This window comes from Rhizobium sp. WCS2018Hpa-16 (assembly GCF_031843705.1).
GTDB classification, from domain to species: domain Bacteria; phylum Pseudomonadota; class Alphaproteobacteria; order Rhizobiales; family Rhizobiaceae; genus Agrobacterium; species Agrobacterium tumefaciens_C.
Genome location: NZ_JAVTIX010000001.1, coordinates 763,012 through 783,080 on the forward strand (window position 1 = coordinate 763,012; position 20,069 = coordinate 783,080).

The window sequence follows — 20,069 nt, forward strand, 5'->3', positions numbered from 1 at the left end:
TTCTGACACCCAAACTTGACCGAGACCTCAATGCTTCATTTTTCCCGCTGGAAAACAGCCTTCATCTGGCTGGTCGTGCTTATAAGCGTGTTTATCGCTTCTCCAAACCTGTTTACCGACAAGCAATTGGAGGGCATGCCGAACTGGTACAAGGATAATAAAGTAACTCTCGGTCTCGACCTTCAGGGTGGCTCCCACATCATGCTCAAGATCGAGCGTTCCGACATTGTGAAGGAACGTCTCGAGACCATCGTGGGTGATGTGCGCACCCAGTTGCGTGATGCCAATATTCGCTATTCGGGCCTTGCTGGTAACGGCCAGCAGGTGCAGGTTCGCATTACCGATCCAGCCCAGTACGAAGCCGCCAAAACGGCATTGCGTGACCTGACTCTGCCGGTTTCATCCGGCACGCTGGTTGGCACATCGATCACCGAAGTGACGATGACGGATGTGGGCGAAAATGTTCTGCGCCTCAATCTGACCGATGACGGCATCGCTTATCGCCTGTCGTCTGCGGTTTCCCAGTCCATCGAAGTCGTTCGCCGCCGCGTGGACGAAGTCGGCACGACAGAGCCTCTGATCCAGCGTCAGGGCAGCGACCGCATCATCGTTCAGGTTCCGGGTCTGCAAGATCCACAGCGTTTGAAATCGCTGTTGAACCAGACCGCGAAACTGTCCTTCCGCATGGTCGATACGTCCATGCCGGTGCAGGAAGCGATGAATGGTCGCCCGCCAGCAACATCAGAAGTGCTTTATTCGCAGGATGACCCACCGGTTCCATATCTGGTGGAGCGCCGTGCGCTTGTTTCCGGCGACAACCTCGTTGATTCGCAGGCCAGCTTTAACCAGCAGAACAATGAGCCGGTCGTTACCTTCCGTTTCGACAGCCGTGGTGCACAGCGCTTTGCGCAGGCCACCCAGCAGAATGTCGGCAAGCCATTCGCCATCATTCTCGACAATCAGGTGATCTCCGCACCCGTCATCCGCGAGCCTATCATTGGCGGTTCCGGCCAGATTTCCGGTAACTTCTCGGTTGAGGGCGCTAACGACCTCGCCGTTCTCCTGCGTGCCGGTGCACTTCCGGCAACGCTGACGGTTGTTGAAGAGCGCACCGTGGGCCCAAGCCTTGGTAGCGACTCGATCAATGCCGGTTTGATGGCTAGCGCCATCGGTGCCGCCGCCGTCGTCATCTTTATGTTCATCTTCTACGGCTTCTTCGGCCTGCTGGCGAACATCGCGCTGATCGTCAACATCGTCATGCTTCTGGCCGTGTTGAGTATCATCGGTTCGACGCTGACCTTGCCGGGTATTGCCGGTATCGTTCTGACCATAGGTATGGCCGTTGACTCGAACGTTCTGATCTATGAGCGTATTCGTGAAGAGGTAAGAAGCGGCAAGCCGCTGATTTCATCGCTGGAAAGCGGCTTTACCCGCGCTTTCGCGACCATCATGGATGCCAACATCACGACGCTGATCGTTGCCAGCGTTCTGTTCTACATGGGAACAGGACCGGTCAAGGGCTTCGCCGTGACGCTTGCCGTCGGTATCGTCACCACGGTCTTTACCGCCTATACGCTGACAGCGTGGATGTTCGGCGTGTGGGTTCGCCGCACTCGTCCGAAGGCACTGCCAAGAGGAATTCGCACGGCGATTTTCGACGGCAAAGACGTGCCTTTCATGCGTTACCGCCGCTACGTCTTCATCCTGAGCGGCGTGCTCATGCTGGCTTGCGTCGGTGGCTTCGCAACCAAGGGTCTCAACCTGGGCATCGATTTCCAGGGCGGCTCGGTTGTCGAGGTCAAGGCCAAGCAGGGTGATGCCGATATCGCTGATATCCGTGATCGTCTCAGCCAGTTGAACCTGGGCGAAGTTCAGGCGCAGGGCTTTGGAACGCCTCAGGATGTGTTGATCCGCATTCAGGCGCAGGAAGGCGGCGAGAATGCCGAACAATCTGCGATCACGCTGGTGCGTGGCGAGCTTGAGGACAAGTATGAGTTCCGCCGCGTTGAAGTGGTTGGCCCCGCCGTTTCCGGCGACCTGACGCTCACCTCCACCATCGGCATCGCGCTCGCCATGGTCGCTATCATGGCCTATATCTGGGTGCGCTTCGAATGGCAGTTCGCGCTCGGCGCCATCATCTCGATGGTGCATGACGTGGTCTTCACCATCGGTCTGTTCGTGTTCCTCGGCATCGAGTTCAACCTGACCAGTATCGCGGCCATTCTGACGATCATCGGTTACTCGCTCAACGATACGGTCGTCATCTATGACCGTATTCGCGAAAACCTGCGGCGCTACAAGAAGATGCCTCTCTCGATGATTATCGACGTTTCGCTGAACCAGACACTGTCGCGTACGATCCTGACCGGTCTGACCGTCATGCTTGCGCTGCTGTCGCTCTACCTCTTCGGTGGCGAAGTCATCAGATCGTTCACCTTCGCGATGCTCTTCGGTGTTGGTATCGGCGTCTTCTCGTCGGTATATATCGCCGCGCCGGTTCTGATTGCCTTCAAGCTTCGTCCAGGTGGTAACGACCCTGAAGATGCGAAGGCCGAAGCCAATGCCATTGGCGGCAAGCCTGCCGTCTGATGGCCGCTGGTATCGAAATACGCCCGGCCCATTTTCCCGGCCGGGCACCCATAGACGCCTACGGCAATGGCGGTTTTCGTTTCGCCGACATGTCGCATCGCGGTTCGCTTCTGTGCCTTCCCTCGGGAATTCACGGATGGGCCGTCAATGAGCCGAGCCAGCTCAGCATCGAGCATTTTTCGCAGATCATTGCCCAGGCCAGCGAGATAGAATTTCTGCTTGTTGGTATGGGTGATACGATGCGGATGATACCCAAAGAGTTGCGGGCCGCCTTGAAGGAAGCTGGCATCTCCGTCGATCCGATGAGCACGGGGGCTGCGGTCAGGACTTACAACATCATGCTTTCGGAATCGCGTGCCGTTGCGGCGGCGCTGATCGCCGTCGAGGGCTGAAAGAGCTTTATACAATGGCTGAGCGCATGACAGATACGGACGCGTGCATGAGCATGTTGCGCGATACCGATCGTGATCGGTATCTGGCATGCCTTTTGTCACCTCAGGATAAGCGCGCAGCACTCTGCGCTCTCTATGCCTTCAACGCTGAAATTGCCCGCATTCGCGACCTCGTGCGCGACCCGCTTCCCGGCGAGGTGCGCATGCAATGGTGGCGCGATCTGCTCGAGGGCAAGCCCCACGGTGAAAGCCTTGCCAACCCGGTTGCTGCCGCGCTTCTGGACGCCATCGAGACGCACAAGCTTCCGCGCCAAACGCTGATCAACATGATCGAAGCCCGGATTTTCGATCTTTATGACGATCCTTTCACCGATCGCAACGCACTGGAAGGCTATGCCGGGGAAACGGCGTCTGCCCTGATCCAGCTTGCCAGCATCGTGCTTTCGCCAGAAGATGCAACTGGCAATGCGGAGGCCGCAGGCCACGCTGGCGTGGCACAGGCCATGGCTGGCATGCTGTTGTTGATGCCACTGCACGCCAGCAGGGGGCAGGTCTTTATACCCCTCGACATGCTGTCTGCTGCCGGGCTGGACCGCGAGACGTTTCTGGAAGGTCAGGACAAGGCGCGGATCGGTGCTGCCATCGAGATCTTCTGCGTTCACGCACAGGGTCATCTGGATAAAGCGCGGCTTGCGCCCATTCCTAAGGCGGTTTTTCCAGCCTTTATTCCCGTTGCACTGTCAGGCGGTGTTATCGTCAGGGCGCGCAGGGCCGGGGTGGCGCTCTTGACGCAGGATATCCTGTCATCGCAGTTTCGCCGCCAGTGGCAGCTTGCAAAGGCGTCGTTCACCCGTCGCTTCTGATCATAGGTCCGCCCAGTCCATATTCGCGCAAGGCTTGACCACTATGTGATGATATTGCGAAGAACGCCTGAGCCGGGACGACGAGAGCAGCCGTATGGAGAGACATCGATGAGCCCTACAATTCTGATCGTCCTCTTTCCTTTGGCCATGTTGGGCCTTTATTTCTTGCGCCTGAAGCGTAACCCGGACGAGGATGACCTGCACGATCCGGGCCAAGCCATTCTCGATTTTGCTCGCGCCTTTCCGAATGAAGCTATCCGCAGCCTGCATATGACCGCTGATGGTAATGCGGTTTTTGTGCGCCTTCACGACAACAAGGCTGGCTTCATGCGCAACATGGGCAAACACCATGTCTGCATGTTGCTCGATCCCGAATGCATTCAGGTCGAGCATCTGGAAACCGGCGACGGGTTTGTCGTATCGTTTCTGGACAAGCCGAAATATAGTGGCGCCTACCGTTTCAAGACGGTGAAGGAGGCCGCAGAAGTGTCCCTATGGCTGCTGGGAAGCATGCTGGAAGCGGTCCCGGCCACAGAGCCGGAACCTGCTACGGATCAGGCCGCTGAGGCATCCGATACCAAGGTGTCGCCGCCTGTTTCCACCTGAGCAGAGGCCGTTTCCGGTTCTGCGAAGATAGGCGCGGGGACGCCGAGCCATGAGGCGCAATCTGTGAGGGCGCGTCTGGCCATCAAATGACGCTTCATAATGGTCTTGTCCTTGCCACGGAAGCGTTTGACGCCTTCCGGCTTGACGATCGAACCTGGCTCAAGTTCCGGGAAAAGTCCGAAGTTGATATTCATCGGCTGGAAGGAACGCTTGCCCGGCTCCTCATCGCTCGACAGATGTCCACCGGTGATGTGGCTAAGCAGGGAGCCGAGTGCGGTTGTGGCCGGAGGAAGGCTGACGGGTTCGCCCTTGCGCTCTGCACTGGCAAAACGGCCTGTTAGCAAGCCAATCGACGCGCTTTCGACATAACCTTCGCAGCCGGTGATCTGGCCTGCAAACCGCACGGATGGGCGTGACTTCAGCCGCAGGGATGGATCCAGCAGGCGTGGCGAATCGATATAGGTGTTGCGGTGGAGGCCGCCGAGACGTGCAAACTCTGCGTTTTCGAGGCCTGGAATCATGCGGAAGATATCGGCCTGCGTGCCGTATTTCAGCTTCGTCTGGAAACCCACCATATTATAGAGCGTGCCGAGCGCATTATCCTGCCGCAGCTGGACGACGGCATAGGCCTTGACAGTGGGGTTGTGCGAATTGGTCAAGCCCATGGGCTTCATGGGGCCGTGGCGAAGCGTTTCGCGCCCGCGTTCAGCCATGATCTCGATGGGCAGGCAGCCATCGAAATAGGGCGTGCCTTCCCACTCCTTGAAACCAACCGTATCGCCCGCGATGAGAGCGTCTATGAAGGCATGGTATTGTTGTTCGTCCAGCGGGCAGTTGATGTAGTCTTTGCCATTGCCGCCGGGACCGACCTTATCGTAGCGCGATTGGTACCAGCAAATATCCATGTTGATACTATCGCGGTGAATGATTGGGGCGATGGCATCGAAGAAGGCCAGCGCATCCTCACCCGTTTCCGCTTGAATGGAGGCTGCAAGGGCTGGTGAGGTGAGCGGGCCGGTGGCGATGATGGTGTTGTCCCATTCCTGCGGTGGCAGGCCGGAGATTTCCTCGCGGATGATGGTAATCAGCGGATGGGCTTCGAGTTTCGCCGTGACAGCCTCGGCAAAGCCATCGCGATCCACCGCTAGCGCGCTGCCGGCTGGCACCTTGTGCTCATCCGCGCAGGCCATGATCAGCGAGCCGGCAAGTCGCATTTCAGCATGGATGACGCCGACAGCATTGGCCGTCGCATCATCGGAGCGGAATGAATTGGAGCAGACCAGTTCGGCAAGCGCGGTGCCCTTATGGGCATCCGTGCCACGCACGCCGCGCATTTCATGCATCATGACAGGCACGCCCGACTGAGCGATCTGCCAGGCAGCTTCAGAACCTGCAAGGCCGCCACCGATGACGTGAATGGGGGAATAGGACTTGTCTTGCATAACGCACCCGCACCGCCATGCAGCACGACGTGCGTTGTGGCAGATATGTTTGTTTGATGGATAGCCTGCCATTTTCAGGAGGCGAATGTGCCGTTGCAGTACCACGAGAGCGGAATGTCGCCAAACATTTTCCGCATGTCGTTGGTGTGGCGATGCTGTCTGCACGGGCTTGCAATTTAACAGAGGGTGTTTATTCGCTGCCACCCTAAGGCGAAGGTCGTGTAAATAAGGCCTTAGACGCGAAAACCCCGGATGTTGTCACACGGTCACAGTTGATAAGAGATAAAGCATATTGTTCTAATATGATTGGCTAATGTAGCGCAGAATGAGAATAAATTTACGAGATTTTCGCTTGCCTTTGAGTTGTTCAGCATTTTACGTAAATTATTTTTGCACTGCAAAAACGCATGGCTGCCATGCGACAGATTGTCTTTTTTATCAAAGCATTGCACGGTCTTTCCATCGCATTGCCTTGATTGGGGAGAGACATGGCAAAACAACATATCATTCTAAGTGGTGCTTTGAGCTTTGCCGTCGGCTTGACATCGATGTCACCTGCATTTGCGGGCGGGTTGGAGCGCGGTGGCTATAATATAGACCTGCTTTTCGACGGCTCAAGATTTGCTGCTGAGTCGACTGCGACGTTCGTTGCGCCTCAACGCAAGGTGAAGAATGCGGTTGACACGAATACGGTCCTGAATCCTGCGGCCGGTCAGAACGGTAACAACAATAATCTATCCTCCTCTACTGACGATAGCGAAAATTATTGGGTTCCAAGAGTCGGATTGAAAGCGGGTTTTGGAGACGCTGTCGACTGCTTGGTGGATTATTCTCAACCATGGGGAGCGCACACAAAGCCAGGCGCAAACTGGGCGGGTGCCAACGAAAATATTGAAACAAAGGTCAAGAGCGACAATTACGGTCTTACATGTTCTTACAAGTTTGATGTGGGACAGGGCCAGTTGAGGTTCATTGGTGGTGGATTCTACCAAGAACTCTCCGGGTTCAAAGAGCGCCAGGTTTTGCCTGCTAACTTGGTAGGAGCTGGAACTGGCGTTGGTCGCCTAGACTTGGAAGGTGATGGCTGGGGATGGCGTGCAGGTGTTGCTTACGAGATTCCTGAATATGCTCTTCGTGCAAGCTTGGTATATAACAGCGAAGTGAAGCTGGACGATATCACTGGAACACTCAACCTTTCGCAAGTCGCAGCTGTGAATCGGCCAGTGGTGCCTGTTTTCGGTTCGCAAGCTATGCCAGACTCTTTGGAGTTTAAATTTCAAAGCGGTATCGCTCCAGGGTGGCTCGCTCTCGGTTCGGTTAAATGGACTGACTGGAGTCAGTTTTCGAAGATTCCATTTTATTGCTCGACGGCAGGTGTTGCTATCTGTGGAGCAACCCCCGCCACCTCTCTCGATCTGGGTTACCGCGACGGTTGGACTATCTCCGGCGGCGTAGGTCACAAGTTTAATGATCAATGGAGCGGTGCTGTTACCGTGACATGGGACCGTGGAACTTCTCAGGGCTTTGGCACTCAGACAGACACATGGACGCTGGGTACAGGTGTTTCCTACTCACCTACCGAAAATGTCGAGCTGCGTCTTGCTGGTGCTCTAGGCGTTCTCACAAGTGGTTCCTCTGGCCGGACTACCATCAACGGTCAAGTCTACGGTAATGAAGCCTCGTACACCTTCGGTAACGACCTGGTGGCGGCTGTTTCGACATCGCTTAAGGTCAAGTTCTAATCACTGCTTTAGCCATTCCGAAACCCGGTCTTTCGAGGCCGGGTTTTTTGTTGCCTGTCTGCAATATTGTGACGATTTAGCAACATATTTCTGCAACCTTCACGTTGCGTCAGAAAGCCGTCCTATTTGTCCATTTCCCGCCACAAACAAGTTGCTTGCTTGTCTTCAGGGACGCGGGAAACGGAAGAATATGCGGGCTTTTAAACAGGCTCTGCTGAAGTGGTTAATGTGAAAATGAAAGTGGATTCAGTGTCTAAGCAAGTAAACGCACGAATTGATTTCGTGGCCTTGCTGGAGACTATGATTGCGGCGGTCAAACGCCGTTATATTGCCGGAAACGGCGCTTATATCTCATTTCGTGCACACACCGACCTACAGACGCAGAAGCAGACCGGCAGCACCTTAAAAAGTGCGGCTGGAAAGACGCAGTGTGTTCGAAAATCGCAGCCTGGTGTGAATTGTCTTTGCAGTATTGCGTGAGTATTCGCTATACCCCGGGAAGAGTGAGAGAAGTCCGTTTAAATGCTGAAATGTGACATCAATGTTTTGAAGCCGCTATGGGCGGGTTTGTTGCTTGCAGCGCTGGCAATGCCTGCTGCAGCTTTTGATATCAATTCGGGCGTTACCAAGGAATCGGGTCCGTTTGACCTGTTCAAATTCGGCTTCAAGTCTTACAAAAGCGGCAAAAAGGACGACGCTGTCGAAGCATATCGCTACGCGGCGGAAAAGGGTCATACGGGCTCGCGCTGGGCACTCGCCAACATGTACGCCTATGGCGATGGTGTTGCGAAGAATGACTTCGAGGCTTTCAAGATTTACAGCGAGATTGCGAGCCAGGGCGTGGAGCCGGGCTCTGAAGACACCGGGTTTTTCGTCAACGCATTGCTGTCTCTCGCCGATTATTACCGCCATGGCATTCCCGGCAGCCCTGTGAAGAGCGATCTTTCGCAGGCGCGCCAGCTCTACTTCCAGGTTGCTTCCACATTCGGCGTTGCCGAAGCCCAGTTTGAGCTGGCGCAGATGATATTGGCGGGCGAGGGCGGACGTGCCGATGCGCAGCAGGCCAAGAAGTGGCTGAACCAGGCCCGCAAGCATGGCCATGCAGGAGCCATGTCCATTTTTGGAAACCTGCTGTTTCAGGAAGGTCAGACCGTGCGCGGCTTGGCGTTCATGACCGCTGCGCTGGACAAGTGTTCGTCGATCAACTGCAAATGGATCCAGAACCTGCAGGAACAGGCGTTTTCTGTTGCGGCGGAAGATGACCGGCGCATAGCGATCTCGCTGGCGCAGAATATCTCATCTGGAAACGCTGATTGATCTGTTGAGCTTGCTCAGGACCAAATTCTTCATTGACGATATGGATGAGCCTGCGCGCGGTGGTGCCCGCAATGCTTTTGCTTGCGCCTGATTTGACCCGACAGACGAACCCCGGCACGAGGCCGGGGTGAGGTTTTCAAGGGTTGTCGTGCGGCCTGTCAGGCCCTCAGGACGGCGTTGTCAGGGTCGAACGGGCTTTCACCCACCACTTCCGCATCATAGAGATCGCCGAGAATCTTGATCTTCAGCTTTGATCCGATCTTCGCTTCGGCAGGTGACAGCATGGCAAGCGCCAGCGATTTGCCGATGCGCCAGCCAAAGCCGCCTGATGTCGCGCGTCCGACGACATCGCCAGCCGCATTGTAGATGGCTTCTGATCCGCGTGCATCCACCGTGGTGTTGCCGGTGACGACGAGCGTGGAGAAGATCCAGCCCAAGCCCTTTTCCTTGCCAGCAACCACGGCATCGCGGCCGATAAACTGCTTTTCCGGCTTGATGAAGCGGTCGAGTCCCGACGTATAGGCATTGTATTCGACCGAGAGTTCGCGGCCCATGTTGCGGTAGGATTTTTCCAGCGACATGGAGACCATGGCGCGAATGCCGAAGGGCTTGATCCCGAATTCGGCTCCAGCTTCCATCAGGCGGTCGAAGATGTAGGCCTGCATCTCGATCGGGTGGTGCAGCTCCCAGCCGAGTTCGCCAACGAAGTTGACGCGCAGCGCGTGGGCAGTGGCAACGCCGACAGAAATTTCCTTGGCGGTGAGCCATGGGAAGTCCTTGTTGTCGAGGCTGGTGCGGGTGAGCTTTTGCAAGACCGCGCGCGACTTGGGGCCAGCCAGTGCCAGAACGCCGTATTTCTGGGTGATGGGCTGCAGGATGACGGAGCCATCTGATGGTGCGAGGCGGCGCAGCACATCGTGGTCGTGGTTTTCCAGGCCCCCAGCAGAAACGAGGTAGAACCGGCCGGGCGCCCACTCATAAACCGTGAACTCGGCCTTCACGCCGCCATCCTTGGTGAGAAGGTGCGTCAGCGCGATGCGACCACGCTTCTTCGGGATGGCATTGGCGAGGATGGATTCGAGCCACTGCCGCGCTCCGGGGCCTGAAACCTCCATCTTGGCGAAGGCAGACATATCCAGCACGCCGACATGTTCGTTGACGTGTTTGACCTCGTTGCCGACATGCTCGAAATAGTTGGAGCGGCGGAACGACCATTTTTCAACGATGCGGCCATCTTCCAGCGCGGGCGCGTGGTTGTGGTTGGTGATGACATCGGCACCGACGCCGAGTTCCTCTGGCTTCAGCGCGTAACCATCCGGCACGAACCAGTTGGCGCGTTCCCAGCCATAGACGCTGCCAAAGACACCGCCGAGCTTTTTCAGGCGATCATAGATCGGTGTCGTCTTGAGCGGACGGGCGGCGGCGCGCTCTTCATCGGGATAATGCATGGTGAAGACGTTGGCGTAGGCTTCCTCGTTTTTCGCAATGAGGTAGCCTTCGGTCGCATAAGGGCCGAATCGACGCGGATCGACGCCCATGAGGTCGAGGGTCGGTTCGCCTTCTACGATCCATTCCGCAAGTTGCCAGCCTGCGCCACCGGCAGCGGTGATGCCGAAGGAGTGACCTTCGTTCAGCCAGAAGTTCTTCAAGCCCGGGGCAGGGCCGACGATGGGGTTACCATCGGGCGTGTAGGCGATTGCGCCATTATAGACCTTCTTGATTCCCACTTCGCCAAAAGCTGGAACACGGGCAATGGCGGCTTCGATATGGGGCATGAGGCGGTCTAGCTCTTCCTGAAACAGCTCATATTCGCTCTGGTCCGAAGGACCATCGACATAACAGACGGGCGCGCCCACCTCATAAGGTCCGAGAATGAGGCCGCCCGCTTCTTCGCGCATGTACCAGGCGCTATCGGATTCGCGAAGAACACCCATTTCTGGCAGGCCCTGCTGGCGGCGCTCCAGAATGGCCGGGTGCGGCTCTGTGACGATATATTGGTGCTCGACGGGGATGACGGGGATGTTGATGCCGACCATCTCGCCCGTTTTGCGGGCAAAGTTGCCGGTGCAGGAGATGACGTGTTCGGCGATGATTTCGCCCTTGTCGGTTGTCACCTTCCAGTGACCATTCTCAAGCTGTTCCAGCGCGGTGACGGTGGTGTTGCGATAGATGGTTGCGCCCTTGTCGCGCGCGCCCTTGGCTAGCGCCTGCGTCAGGTCTGCGGGCTGGATATATCCATCGTCAGGGTGCTGAATGGCGCCCAGAAGTCCATCCGTTTCGCAGAGCGGCCAGATTTCCTTGACCTCTTCCGGCGTCAGCATCTTGACGTTGACGCCGATGGTTTCGGCAATGCCCGCATAATACATGTACTCGTCCCAGCGGTCCTTGGTGCGGGCGAGGCGGATGTTGGAGACCTTGGAAAAGCCGACATTCATGCCGGTTTCTTCCTGAAGCTCCTCATAGAACTTGACCGAGTATTTGTGGATCTGCCCCACGGAGTAGCTCATGTTGAACAGCGGCAGAAGACCGGCTGCGTGCCATGTGGAGCCTGAGGTCAGTTCCTTGCGCTCGATCAGCACAGAATCGCCCCAGCCTTTTTTGGCCAGATGATAGAGCGTCGACACACCGACAACGCCGCCACCGATTACCACCGCCCGCGCATGTGTCTTCATGATGCAAGTTCCCCTTGAGGCATAATGGCCCGCTTATGTGTGAGCCTTTTCAAACCAATATGGGCCAGACTATGCAATGTCGCATCGTTGCTCAAACGCCTGATTACGACATGCAAAAGGCTCGCCGCGACGGCGAGCCTTTTGACGATTTTCAAGCGCTGAGTGCGTCAGCCCGCTCTGTTGCGCGCAGATGGCTTGGATGCCTCGATCTTGGGCTCTTTCGCGGTGTCTGCATCGCTCTCGTCCAGTGCCTTTGGCATGTCCTGCTTGGGTGCGGCTGCCGCTGCTGTATGGGACACAACTGCCTTTTCGCCCTCTTCGGCCAGCAGCGCTGCGAGCATTTGCGGATTTGTTTCACCCTCGACGTGGATGTTCAAATTGCGCTGCGGCATGGGAATGGTGATTCCCTCCTGGCGGAAACGCTTGAGGATTTCCATGCGCAGATTGTTCTTCACCGTCAGGCCGTGATTGAGGTCTGACAGGTGGAAGCGCAACTCGAAATCCAGCGAGAAATCCCCGAATCGCAGAAACTCCACATGCGGTTCAGGATTGCGCAGGACCGGCGTCTGCTTCTTCACCAGTTCCAGCAAAATATCCATGACCTGCTGCGGGTCTGTTTCATAGGCCACAGAAACGGGGATTTCAGCACGCTGGATGCGGTTTCTGTGGGTCCAGTTTCCGACAGAGGAATTGATGAATTCCGAGTTCGGAACGATGATCGACTGGCCTCTGAAGGTTTCGATCTCGGTAGCGCGAACAGACAGGCGCTTGACGGTGCCTTCCACAGTGCCGGTTACAACCCAGTCGCCCACCTTGAAAGGCCGCTCGACGAGCAGAATGAGGCCCGACACGAAGTTCGAAACGATGTTCTGCAAGCCAAAACCGATACCGACAGACAGGGCGGAGGCCACAAGTGCCAGGCTGGAAAGATCAAGACCCGCAGATGAAATGCCGAATATGGCGGCGAAGACGATTCCGAGATAGCCAATACCGGTGCCAACCGAGTTGCGGACGCCAGCGTCCACCTGTCCGCGAGCCATGACGTTGCGGTCCAGCCAGCGCTGGAACCAGCGTGTTATGGCATAGCCAACGGCAAAGACCAGAATGCCGCTGAATATGCTGATGAGGGAGATGGACGTGTTGCCGATGGTGAAGCCCGTCAGCAGACGGTAAGCCCAATTTTCGATATCGCCCGGCTGGAAGCCCCATGAAAACAGGATGAGGGGAACGCCGAAGGAAAGCGCGATGCCGTAAATGCCGAGTCCGGCGGCAAGGCCTGCCTGATCCAGCGCGACCGGGCCCAGTTTGAACCGTCTGCCAAGATGGCGGCCGACGAGCGTTTCGGCAAAGGCACCCTGTTTGGCAATGGCCTTGCCTGAGAGGATGCCGATATAAACCGTTGCAAGAACGGCGCCGGTTGCGACGATCTGAGTGGCGAGGAAGCGTGCGAGGCCGACATAGCCTGTCAGGCAGGCACCGATCAGCAGAAGCCCGCCCATGGCCAGCAGGATTGAAAGCCAGAGGGGAAGGCGCTGACGACCGGTTTCTGCGTCCTCATCCTTGCCGATCATCGGCTTGAGGAACGACATGGCCAGAAGAATGGAGCCGATGATGATGGAGGCAACGAAGCTTTTTGCGACCGTCAGAATCAAAGGCGAGTTCAGCGTCTCGCTGATGGTGCCGAAAAGATAATCGAGACCATTGACGAGCGACATGAACAGTACGGCGGCAGAGAGTGTGCGCGCGCCGCGATTGGACACATGCAGCAGACGCCATTCCGGATGGTTCGGCGCAAAAATCGCATAGGTCAGTCGGGACACGAAATAGCAGAAGGCGAGAACCGTCATCGCCACGAAAACGATGGGCGCAATGTCGGGCCTCAGAACTCCGAAATTATCCAGCAGGAAGGCCGAGGTGACCATCAGCAGGAACACGGACGATGACTGGATCATCGTGGACCAGAAGGCGACCGACAGGCGGCGCAGATAGGATGGCTCACCCGAAAAGGCGCGGCGCTCCATTCTGTGGCCCAGCAGGCGGTATCCGCCAACCAGAAACAGCAACGCTGCCACCGCAGACAGCGACACCGCGCCAAACATGGACACACGCTTGTAATTCCACACGAAAATTGCCCAGCCCGAGAGCGAGCTGCTCACGGCTGAAATCTCGCCGAGAAATTCCTGGCCAGCCTCGCTGAGGACAGAGGGCGAAATTTCCGTGCGCTTGAACAGGGTAGCGGCGAAAAGAGAGCGGCGAATCGAGGTGATGTTGTTGGAAAGTTGTGTTGCGTGGCCCGCAACGGCTTCGGCCTCACCCAGAACCGCATTGATCTGGGATTTTTCCGAGTTCAGGCGAGTTCGCTCATCCGTTACCACGCTTGCTTCTGGCGGCTGACCTTCCTTCGGTGGCGCGCCAAGGGAATTGATGCGCGCATTGATCTCGTCAAGCCTGCTGCGCAGGCTGGCAACCGTGCTGGCCGCATTGCCGGCAAGATCATCCGCTTTGCTTTTCAGGTCGACCAGGCGAGGGTCCTCGGTGCGGGCTTCCTCGATCTGCTGGTTGATCTGCGCCATGGTCGCTCTCGACTTGTCGAGGTCGGTCTTGGACTGCTCAACGATAGGGAGCGGTTCCACTGGGGCTGTTTGAGCTGGCGCCTGCGCAAAAGCGGCGGATGATGCCACTATCGAAGTGGCTATCAGCAACATCAGCGCCGGAAACCACCGTTCCAGCCTTATCGAAAACATCATCAAGAGTGCCCTTTTAAAGTCGGCCAAATCATGCGGTCAAAATAGTCGGCATATTTGGTGTATCAAGAACCTACCGCAGAATTAGCGCGGAACTTCTTTCCAGTCTCAACCATTACCTTGCCGATCACATATCGTGCTTGAGCAAGGAGAACATCATGGAAAGTGCTGGAATTGGTTGGATCGCTGCAATCATCATCGGTGGAATAGCTGGTTGGCTCGCTGAACAGCTCATGAAGAGCAATATGGGTGTTTTCATGAACATCATATTGGGCATCGTCGGCGCGATCATCGCCAACACACTTCTTGCCGTCTTTGGCATCGTTCTGACCGGCTGGATCGGTTACCTGATCGCAGGCTTCATCGGCGCATGTATCTTGATCGCCGTTGCGAGAGCGTTTCGTCGCTAATGCAGAAAAAATGTTGCAGGGCAAAAAGCCCGGCAATGCGGGGTTTTCCAGCGTGGTCGATGTTTTTCCGAGATTAATTTCGCAAAAATGTCATTTCCACGCTGGACAAGCCGAAATATCCTCTTTATACGGCCACTCACACCGCCAGACAATGGCGGATGCGGCGGGTGATTAGCTCAGTTGGTAGAGCAGCTGACTCTTAATCAGCGGGTCGTAGGTTCGAGCCCTACATCACCCACCATTCTTTCTCAACGTTTTAAGGTATTGATTTTCTTAAACGTTGTGCGTGTGTGCAACACGTTTCAAAGCAATTTCTAAAACTTCTGGTTTTTCCCGGCAGGCTCCGCAAAGCGGTCTCATTTGGCCGCATAATAGCGGCAATGAGAGTTTTTGCGAACATTCTGATTCTGGTGGCAGGTGTCGTCGGCAGTGGCATGGCCGCTGCCTTCTCGGTCACCATGTTTGAAGATGCCGGGGGCTTGGGCGCGTGTTTTGAAGAAAATTGCGGCTATGCAGCACTTTTCATGGCATTTCCCCTGATGTGGTTCATCCTTTTTGCTCTGGTTCTGATGGCTATGCTGATCTGGAGGCGCAAGCCGCGGCGCGACCGGGAGGGGCGATTATAGTGTCCTCTTCAAAACCTAGGCCCGACTGGCGGGGCCGCGTGGAAGGCCTATCCACAGTTTCAATCTCGCTTATAACTTGACAGTGTCAGTCATATGACAGACTCTGCGGACCGCTGGGGGATTCGTTTTACTTGTGTCGCTGGTCGTCTCTCGAGATGTCCAGCGTTCTGAGTGTGTGAATGCACGTATGTCGTGACCTTGATGTCACGGGTGTTACGTAAAATGGAGTGCTTTAATGCGCGCTATGATCAATTCTCCTTCGCTTTCGGTTGATACGATGGATTATCAGGCTGAATGCCAATTCGCTCTTGAGCCATCAATCAATGGTCTCCTGGAAAAGGCTGAGGGTGCGGGCTGGGATCGTCAGCATGCGGTGCTTGCCATCATGGCACTTGCCAGCGGCAAGGTTCCTGAGAGCAGCTTTACGGATGACCGGCTTCTATCTTAATCACGATGACCTAAGCAGAGGTGGCGGGCGTTAGCCAGCTGAACGCTCTGCGCTGTTATCTCCTTATATATAGCCATGAAAAAACCCGCCGATATTCTCGGCGGGTTTTCGTTTTTTGGCTGTTTGCAGTCTTGCTTATGCGGCCTGCTTTGGCATGCTCTGCATGTCGATGACGAAACGGTAGCGCACGTCGCTCTTGATCATGCGCTCATAGGCTTCGTTGATCTGATCCATGTTGATCATTTCAATTTCGGCGGCAATGCCCTTTTCAGCGCAGAAATCGAGCATTTCCTGAGTTTCGGCGATGCCACCGATCATCGAGCCAGCGAAGGTCTTGCGGCCCGGGATGAGGCTGAAGGCGTGGACCGAAAGCGGCTTCTCAGGCGCGCCGACCTGCACCAAGGCACCATCGCGCTTCAGCAGAGCAAGGTACGAGTCGATATTGTGGTCTGCGGCAACGGCATCGATGATGAGGTCGAGGCTGGATGTTGCCTTCTTCATCTGCTCGGCGTCCTTGGAAACGATCACTTCATGCGCGCCAAGCTTCTTGGCGTCATCTGCCTTACCGGGAGATGTGGTGATCATGACGACGGTTGCGCCCATGGCGCTGGCGATCTTGACGGCCATATGACCGAGGCCACCAAGCCCAACTACGCCGACGCGGGTGCCGGGACCGGCATTCCAGTGGCGAAGAGGAGAATAGGTGGTGATACCGGCGCATAGCAGCGGGGCTGCTGCTGCTGCGTCGAGACCTTCGGGGATATTCAGCACGTAGCGGTCATCCACGACGACGTGGGAGGAATAACCACCAAGTGTGTGTGCTTCGCCGCCCATGGCCTTGTCTTGCGAGTTGTAAGTGCCCGTCATGCCGTTTTCGCAATATTGCTCGAGGCCTTCCGCGCAGCTTGCGCAATCGCGGCAGCTATCGACAATGCAGCCAACGCCGACGCGGTCGCCTGTCTTGAACTTGGTGACGTCAGAGCCGACGCGGCCAACACGTCCGACGATTTCGTGGCCGGGCACGCATGGGAAGAGCGAGCCTGCCCATTCTGCGCGTGCGGTGTGGATATCCGAATGGCAAACGCCACAGAATTCGATTTCGATTTCCACATCGCGCGGGCCCGGATCACGGCGCTTGATTGTGGCGAGTTTCAGCGGGGAGGAGCCATCATCGCAGGCATAGGCAGATGTTGTGAACATGAAATGGATCCTTTTTCGATTTTTCGATGAAAGCGAGAGCGGGATGATGATCCAGCTTTGCGCAATTGAGAAACGTTGATCGATACAGAAGGTTGCGGCTCGACATTAAAGTGTCTGATGAGCCACTTCGTTTGCGGTTGCGCCGAAGACCTCCTCGAAGGACTGGCGCAGCATGACATCGACATCACCCATCATAACCAGCAATCCGAGATCGACAAGACTGGTGACGCCATATTGAGAAATTCCGCAGGGCACGATTCCGCTGAAATGTCCCAGATCCGGATCGACATTAATGGAGAGGCCGTGGAAGCTGACCCATTTGCGAAGGCGAATGCCAAGGGCGGCGATTTTGTCTTCGCTCACGCTTCCGCCTGGCAGCAACGGCTTTTCAGGGCGCTGGACCCAGACGCCAACGCGGTCTTCGCGGCGCTCGCCCCGCACATTCATCTTATCCAGTGTGCGGATGATGACATCTTCAAGTGCGGCCACATAGGCGCGCACATCCTGTCTGCGGCGCTTGAGATCCAGCATGACGTAGACCACGCGCTGGCCGGGGCCATGATAGGTGTATTCGCCGCCGCGGCCCGTCGCAAAGACCGGGAAACGATCCGGCTCGATGAGATCGGCAGAATCGGCGCTGGTGCCTGCGGTATAAAGCGGAGGATGCTCCAAAAGCCAGATCAACTCGTCCGCTTCTCCAGCTGCAATCGCCGCCACCTCGCGCTCCATCTCATCAATTGCCACCTGATAGGGGACAAATCCGTCGGAGATTCGCCAGCGAACGGGCGCTGAGCCGGAAATTGGGAACATATCCGCCTTGATATCGGTACGTGTCAGCATAAAAAATCCTTTCCACAGCCTTCTCGCAGAATGATTTCTGAGCTGCAAGCCCTGCATTTGCGGGCTTCTTTCATATAGTGACGACGCTGGTGATTTTTAATTTCAAAAAACTGTCATGACGCTCTTGTGCACCCAAAATGCTTTTGGTACATGCACCTTCGTCGGCGCAAGTTGACATCTACCACGATGCGGTCGTGGCGGAATTGGTAGACGCGCAGCGTTGAGGTCGCTGTGGGGCAACCCGTGGAAGTTCGAGTCTTCTCGACCGCACCAAAGAAACCCGCTTAGGCGGGTTTTTTCTTTTTTATCAAACTGTACCGCGCTTTTGTTGATTTGAAAGCTTAATCAGTAACAGGTGCAGAGCACCTAACGCTGGCGGCTTCTGGCTGCGGCGGTGCGGCGTTTGCTGACCTGCTTTTTGGCGACACGCGTTTTCGGCTTTCGAGTGGTTTTCTCACCCAGCGCCGCCTTGAGAATGCTGCCGACGATGCCGCCCGCAATTGAGGTGCTGGCCTTTGCGCGGCGCTTTGTGCGTCTTGTCTGTCGGGTGCCGGATTTCTTGAGGATTTCCGCCACCGCGCCCTTGATGACGCCGCTGATCAGCTGATCGACGATTTTTGACAATTGGGCCTCTTTTTTTGGTGCCGCCTGTAAAAAGTTATTATTTTCAATATAGGTGCGCCCACCCGTATCAAGCAATCCTTTTGGGTTGCCGGCTTTTAGGATTGCTACAGATGACGAAGGTTTCGTCGCGACTGGTTTTTTATTTTCCTGGCTTTGATCCGCTGGATGCGCAGGCGCATCAGCGTCGTTATGAGCGAAGCGCTGCGCAATCGGGCAAGACTTTTGGCGTTGACTATCAGGTGAGTGGCATCAACGAGACGCCGGTGGGCAGTCGAATGGATGTGGCTGCCCTTCACAATGGTCATGCCACGCAGTCTACCATCCTCATCCATGACCATAATGACCTGATTTCACAGCTGCGCGCCGTGTCCATCTGGAAGCAGATTGCGCTCGGGTTCAAGGCAGGCGCCGGCATTATCGGTGAGGGGGGAGCACTCGCCTATTTCCGCCATGCGTGGCGGTTCGGGCTGTTCTTTCTGTTTCCGTTTTTGCTCATTGCTCTGGGCGCTATCGCCGCCGGGTTGATCGCGGCCTTGCCCTTGCTGCTGGGCGTTTCGGTTTTCCTCTGCCTTATCACCATTCCGCTCGGCTATTTCTTCTTCGTGAAAGGTGTGATGCCATTTTCGGATCGGTTTCACACACTGCATCTCTTTGCGGACTGGCGCTTTGCGCTGGCAGTTGGCCGTGACGAGCCCATGGCGCGTGACTGGATTGACGCCAAGGCGAAAGCTGTGATCGCAGCGCTGGAGCAGGGGTCTGAGGAGGTGCTGTTCGTATCCCACAGCATGGGTGCAAGCCTTGCGCTGGCGGTGGCTGGACGGGTGCTGGAGCTGAAGCCGGACGCGTTTGACGGGCGGGCTGTTTCGTTCGTCACATTGGGCGGAGCGGCGCTTCAGTGCGCGCTGCTCAAAAGTGCCTCAAGGCTGCGCCAGAGCATCGGCGTGATGGCTCGGCATGAGCATGTGACATGGTTTGATATTCAGTGCCTGACGGACCCTATCCACCTCTACAAGTGTCACACAGCCAAGCTGACAGGTCACGGCGATGCGGCCCAGCCGAAGATCGTGCCGATCCGCTTCAAGCATTCGCTTTCTGCCGAGCGATATAAGAAGAACAAGCGCAATTTTCTGCGCATGCACCGCCAATATGTGCTGGGTTCTGACCGCCGTTCGGGCTTTGATTTCGCGTTGCTAACGGCGGGGCCGATGCCTGCGGCATCCTTTGCCAATCTGCGCTCCGAGCAGCCGCCCAAAATGTAAAAAGGCCCGCGCGAGATTTTCGCGCAGGCCCTGATCTTAAAACGACAGATTCGTTATTCTGGAGCAGACGTTTGCAGTGCCAAGGCATGCAATACGCCGCCCATATTGCCTTTCAACGCGTCATAAACCATCTGGTGCTGCTGCACGCGGGTTTTGCCCTTGAAGGCTTCCGCCACGACTTCTGCCGCATAGTGATCGCCGTCACCGGCGAGATCACGAATGGTGACTTTTGCTCCGGGAATTCCGGCCTTGATCATGTCCTCTATGTCGCCGGGCTTCATGGGCATGCTATCTC

General features: G+C 56.3%; 18 protein-coding genes and 2 tRNA genes. 13 read left to right on the forward strand and 7 right to left on the reverse strand.

From position 1 onward, the window contains the following. The first annotated feature begins 30 nt into the window (after positions 1-30). The 4 genes from secDF to RQI55_RS03870 all read left to right on the forward strand — a co-directional run bounded on the left by secDF (position 31) and on the right by RQI55_RS03870 (position 4,450). On the forward strand, positions 31-2,589 hold the full coding sequence (gene secDF / locus RQI55_RS03855) for a protein translocase subunit SecDF (protein ID WP_243255795.1): 2,559 nt from the start codon (positions 31-33) through the stop codon (positions 2,587-2,589). After that, positions 2,589-2,981 (forward strand): Mth938-like domain-containing protein, encoded by a 393-nt coding sequence (locus RQI55_RS03860; protein ID WP_243255797.1) that lies wholly within the window; start codon positions 2,589-2,591, stop codon positions 2,979-2,981. The genes secDF and RQI55_RS03860 overlap by 1 nt, the downstream gene beginning before the upstream one ends. Positions 2,982-2,995: 14 nt before the next feature. Then, positions 2,996-3,844: a phytoene/squalene synthase family protein gene (locus RQI55_RS03865; RefSeq protein WP_243255799.1), complete on the forward strand. Its 849-nt coding sequence runs from the start codon at positions 2,996-2,998 to the stop codon at positions 3,842-3,844. Between the two features lie 108 nt (positions 3,845-3,952). Then, a complete protein-coding gene (locus tag RQI55_RS03870; RefSeq protein WP_243255801.1) occupies positions 3,953-4,450 on the forward strand; it encodes a hypothetical protein in 498 nt (165 codons plus the stop codon). On the opposite strand, the gene trmFO is transcribed toward RQI55_RS03870, so the two are convergent. Further along, on the reverse strand, positions 4,399-5,892 hold the full coding sequence (gene trmFO, locus RQI55_RS03875; RefSeq protein WP_311272147.1) for a methylenetetrahydrofolate--tRNA-(uracil(54)-C(5))-methyltransferase (FADH(2)-oxidizing) TrmFO: 1,494 nt from the start codon (positions 5,890-5,892) through the stop codon (positions 4,399-4,401). The genes RQI55_RS03870 and trmFO overlap by 52 nt on opposite strands. 488 nt (positions 5,893-6,380) lie before the next feature. Here trmFO and RQI55_RS03880 point away from each other — a divergent pair, with 488 nt between their 5' ends. From RQI55_RS03880 to exoR, 3 genes are all read left to right on the forward strand, one after another. Further along, positions 6,381-7,634, forward strand: coding sequence for an OmpP1/FadL family transporter (locus tag RQI55_RS03880; protein ID WP_409233681.1), 1,254 nt, complete (start codon positions 6,381-6,383; stop codon positions 7,632-7,634). Between the two features lie 234 nt (positions 7,635-7,868). Then, positions 7,869-8,114, forward strand: a complete 246-nt coding sequence (locus RQI55_RS03885; protein WP_243255805.1) for a hypothetical protein — start codon at positions 7,869-7,871, stop codon at positions 8,112-8,114. A 42-nt stretch (positions 8,115-8,156) separates the two neighbouring features. Further along, positions 8,157-8,951, forward strand: coding sequence for an exopolysaccharide production regulator ExoR (gene exoR / locus RQI55_RS03890; RefSeq protein ID WP_042619282.1), 795 nt, complete (start codon positions 8,157-8,159; stop codon positions 8,949-8,951). Between the two features lie 158 nt (positions 8,952-9,109). On the opposite strand, the gene RQI55_RS03895 is transcribed toward exoR, so the two are convergent. Both RQI55_RS03895 and RQI55_RS03900 read right to left on the reverse strand, forming a co-directional pair. After that, a complete protein-coding gene (locus tag RQI55_RS03895) occupies positions 9,110-11,623 on the reverse strand; it encodes an FAD-dependent oxidoreductase (RefSeq protein ID WP_243255807.1) in 2,514 nt (837 codons plus the stop codon). Between the two features lie 167 nt (positions 11,624-11,790). Continuing rightward, positions 11,791-14,370: a mechanosensitive ion channel family protein gene (locus RQI55_RS03900; RefSeq protein ID WP_311272146.1), complete on the reverse strand. Its 2,580-nt coding sequence runs from the start codon at positions 14,368-14,370 to the stop codon at positions 11,791-11,793. A 155-nt stretch (positions 14,371-14,525) separates the two neighbouring features. On the opposite strand from RQI55_RS03900, the gene RQI55_RS03905 reads away from it, so the two are divergent. The 4 genes from RQI55_RS03905 (at position 14,526) to RQI55_RS03920 (ending at position 15,851) form a co-directional block, all read left to right on the forward strand. Beyond that, positions 14,526-14,777, forward strand: coding sequence for a GlsB/YeaQ/YmgE family stress response membrane protein (locus tag RQI55_RS03905; RefSeq protein ID WP_311272145.1), 252 nt, complete (start codon positions 14,526-14,528; stop codon positions 14,775-14,777). A gap of 165 nt (positions 14,778-14,942) precedes the next feature. Further along, positions 14,943-15,018, forward strand: a tRNA-Lys gene (locus RQI55_RS03910). 139 nt (positions 15,019-15,157) lie between these two features. Further along, positions 15,158-15,403, forward strand: a complete 246-nt coding sequence (locus RQI55_RS03915) for a hypothetical protein (protein ID WP_311272144.1) — start codon at positions 15,158-15,160, stop codon at positions 15,401-15,403. 235 nt (positions 15,404-15,638) lie between these two features. Continuing rightward, positions 15,639-15,851 carry a hypothetical protein gene (locus RQI55_RS03920; protein ID WP_042619285.1) on the forward strand — a complete coding sequence of 71 codons (213 nt, stop codon included), beginning with the start codon at positions 15,639-15,641 and terminating at the stop codon, positions 15,849-15,851. Between the two features lie 135 nt (positions 15,852-15,986). Here RQI55_RS03920 and RQI55_RS03925 read toward each other — a convergent pair whose 3' ends face one another. Together RQI55_RS03925 and lipB are read right to left on the reverse strand one after the other, a co-directional pair. After that, the gene (locus RQI55_RS03925) at positions 15,987-17,051 is read right to left on the reverse strand and encodes an NAD(P)-dependent alcohol dehydrogenase (RefSeq protein ID WP_311272143.1); all 1,065 of its coding nucleotides are present in this window, start codon (positions 17,049-17,051) and stop codon (positions 15,987-15,989) included. A 105-nt stretch (positions 17,052-17,156) separates the two neighbouring features. Beyond that, positions 17,157-17,891 carry a lipoyl(octanoyl) transferase LipB gene (gene lipB / locus RQI55_RS03930; protein ID WP_243255810.1) on the reverse strand — a complete coding sequence of 245 codons (735 nt, stop codon included), beginning with the start codon at positions 17,889-17,891 and terminating at the stop codon, positions 17,157-17,159. Positions 17,892-18,079: 188 nt separating this feature from the next. Here lipB and RQI55_RS03935 point away from each other — a divergent pair. Then, positions 18,080-18,164 (forward strand) — tRNA-Leu (locus RQI55_RS03935). A 93-nt stretch (positions 18,165-18,257) separates the two neighbouring features. Here RQI55_RS03935 and RQI55_RS03940 read toward each other — a convergent pair. After that, the gene (locus tag RQI55_RS03940) at positions 18,258-18,515 is read right to left on the reverse strand and encodes a hypothetical protein (RefSeq protein ID WP_243255812.1); all 258 of its coding nucleotides are present in this window, start codon (positions 18,513-18,515) and stop codon (positions 18,258-18,260) included. Between the two features lie 110 nt (positions 18,516-18,625). On the opposite strand from RQI55_RS03940, the gene RQI55_RS03945 reads away from it, so the two are divergent. Continuing rightward, positions 18,626-19,774: a hypothetical protein gene (locus RQI55_RS03945; RefSeq protein WP_243255813.1), complete on the forward strand. Its 1,149-nt coding sequence runs from the start codon at positions 18,626-18,628 to the stop codon at positions 19,772-19,774. Between the two features lie 53 nt (positions 19,775-19,827). Here the strand turns inward: RQI55_RS03945 and RQI55_RS03950 are convergent, their stop codons facing one another. Continuing rightward, complete coding sequence (locus tag RQI55_RS03950; RefSeq protein ID WP_003507909.1) at positions 19,828-20,061, reverse strand: BolA/IbaG family iron-sulfur metabolism protein; 234 nt, start codon at positions 20,059-20,061, stop codon at positions 19,828-19,830. Between the last annotated feature and the right edge of the window lie 8 nt (positions 20,062-20,069).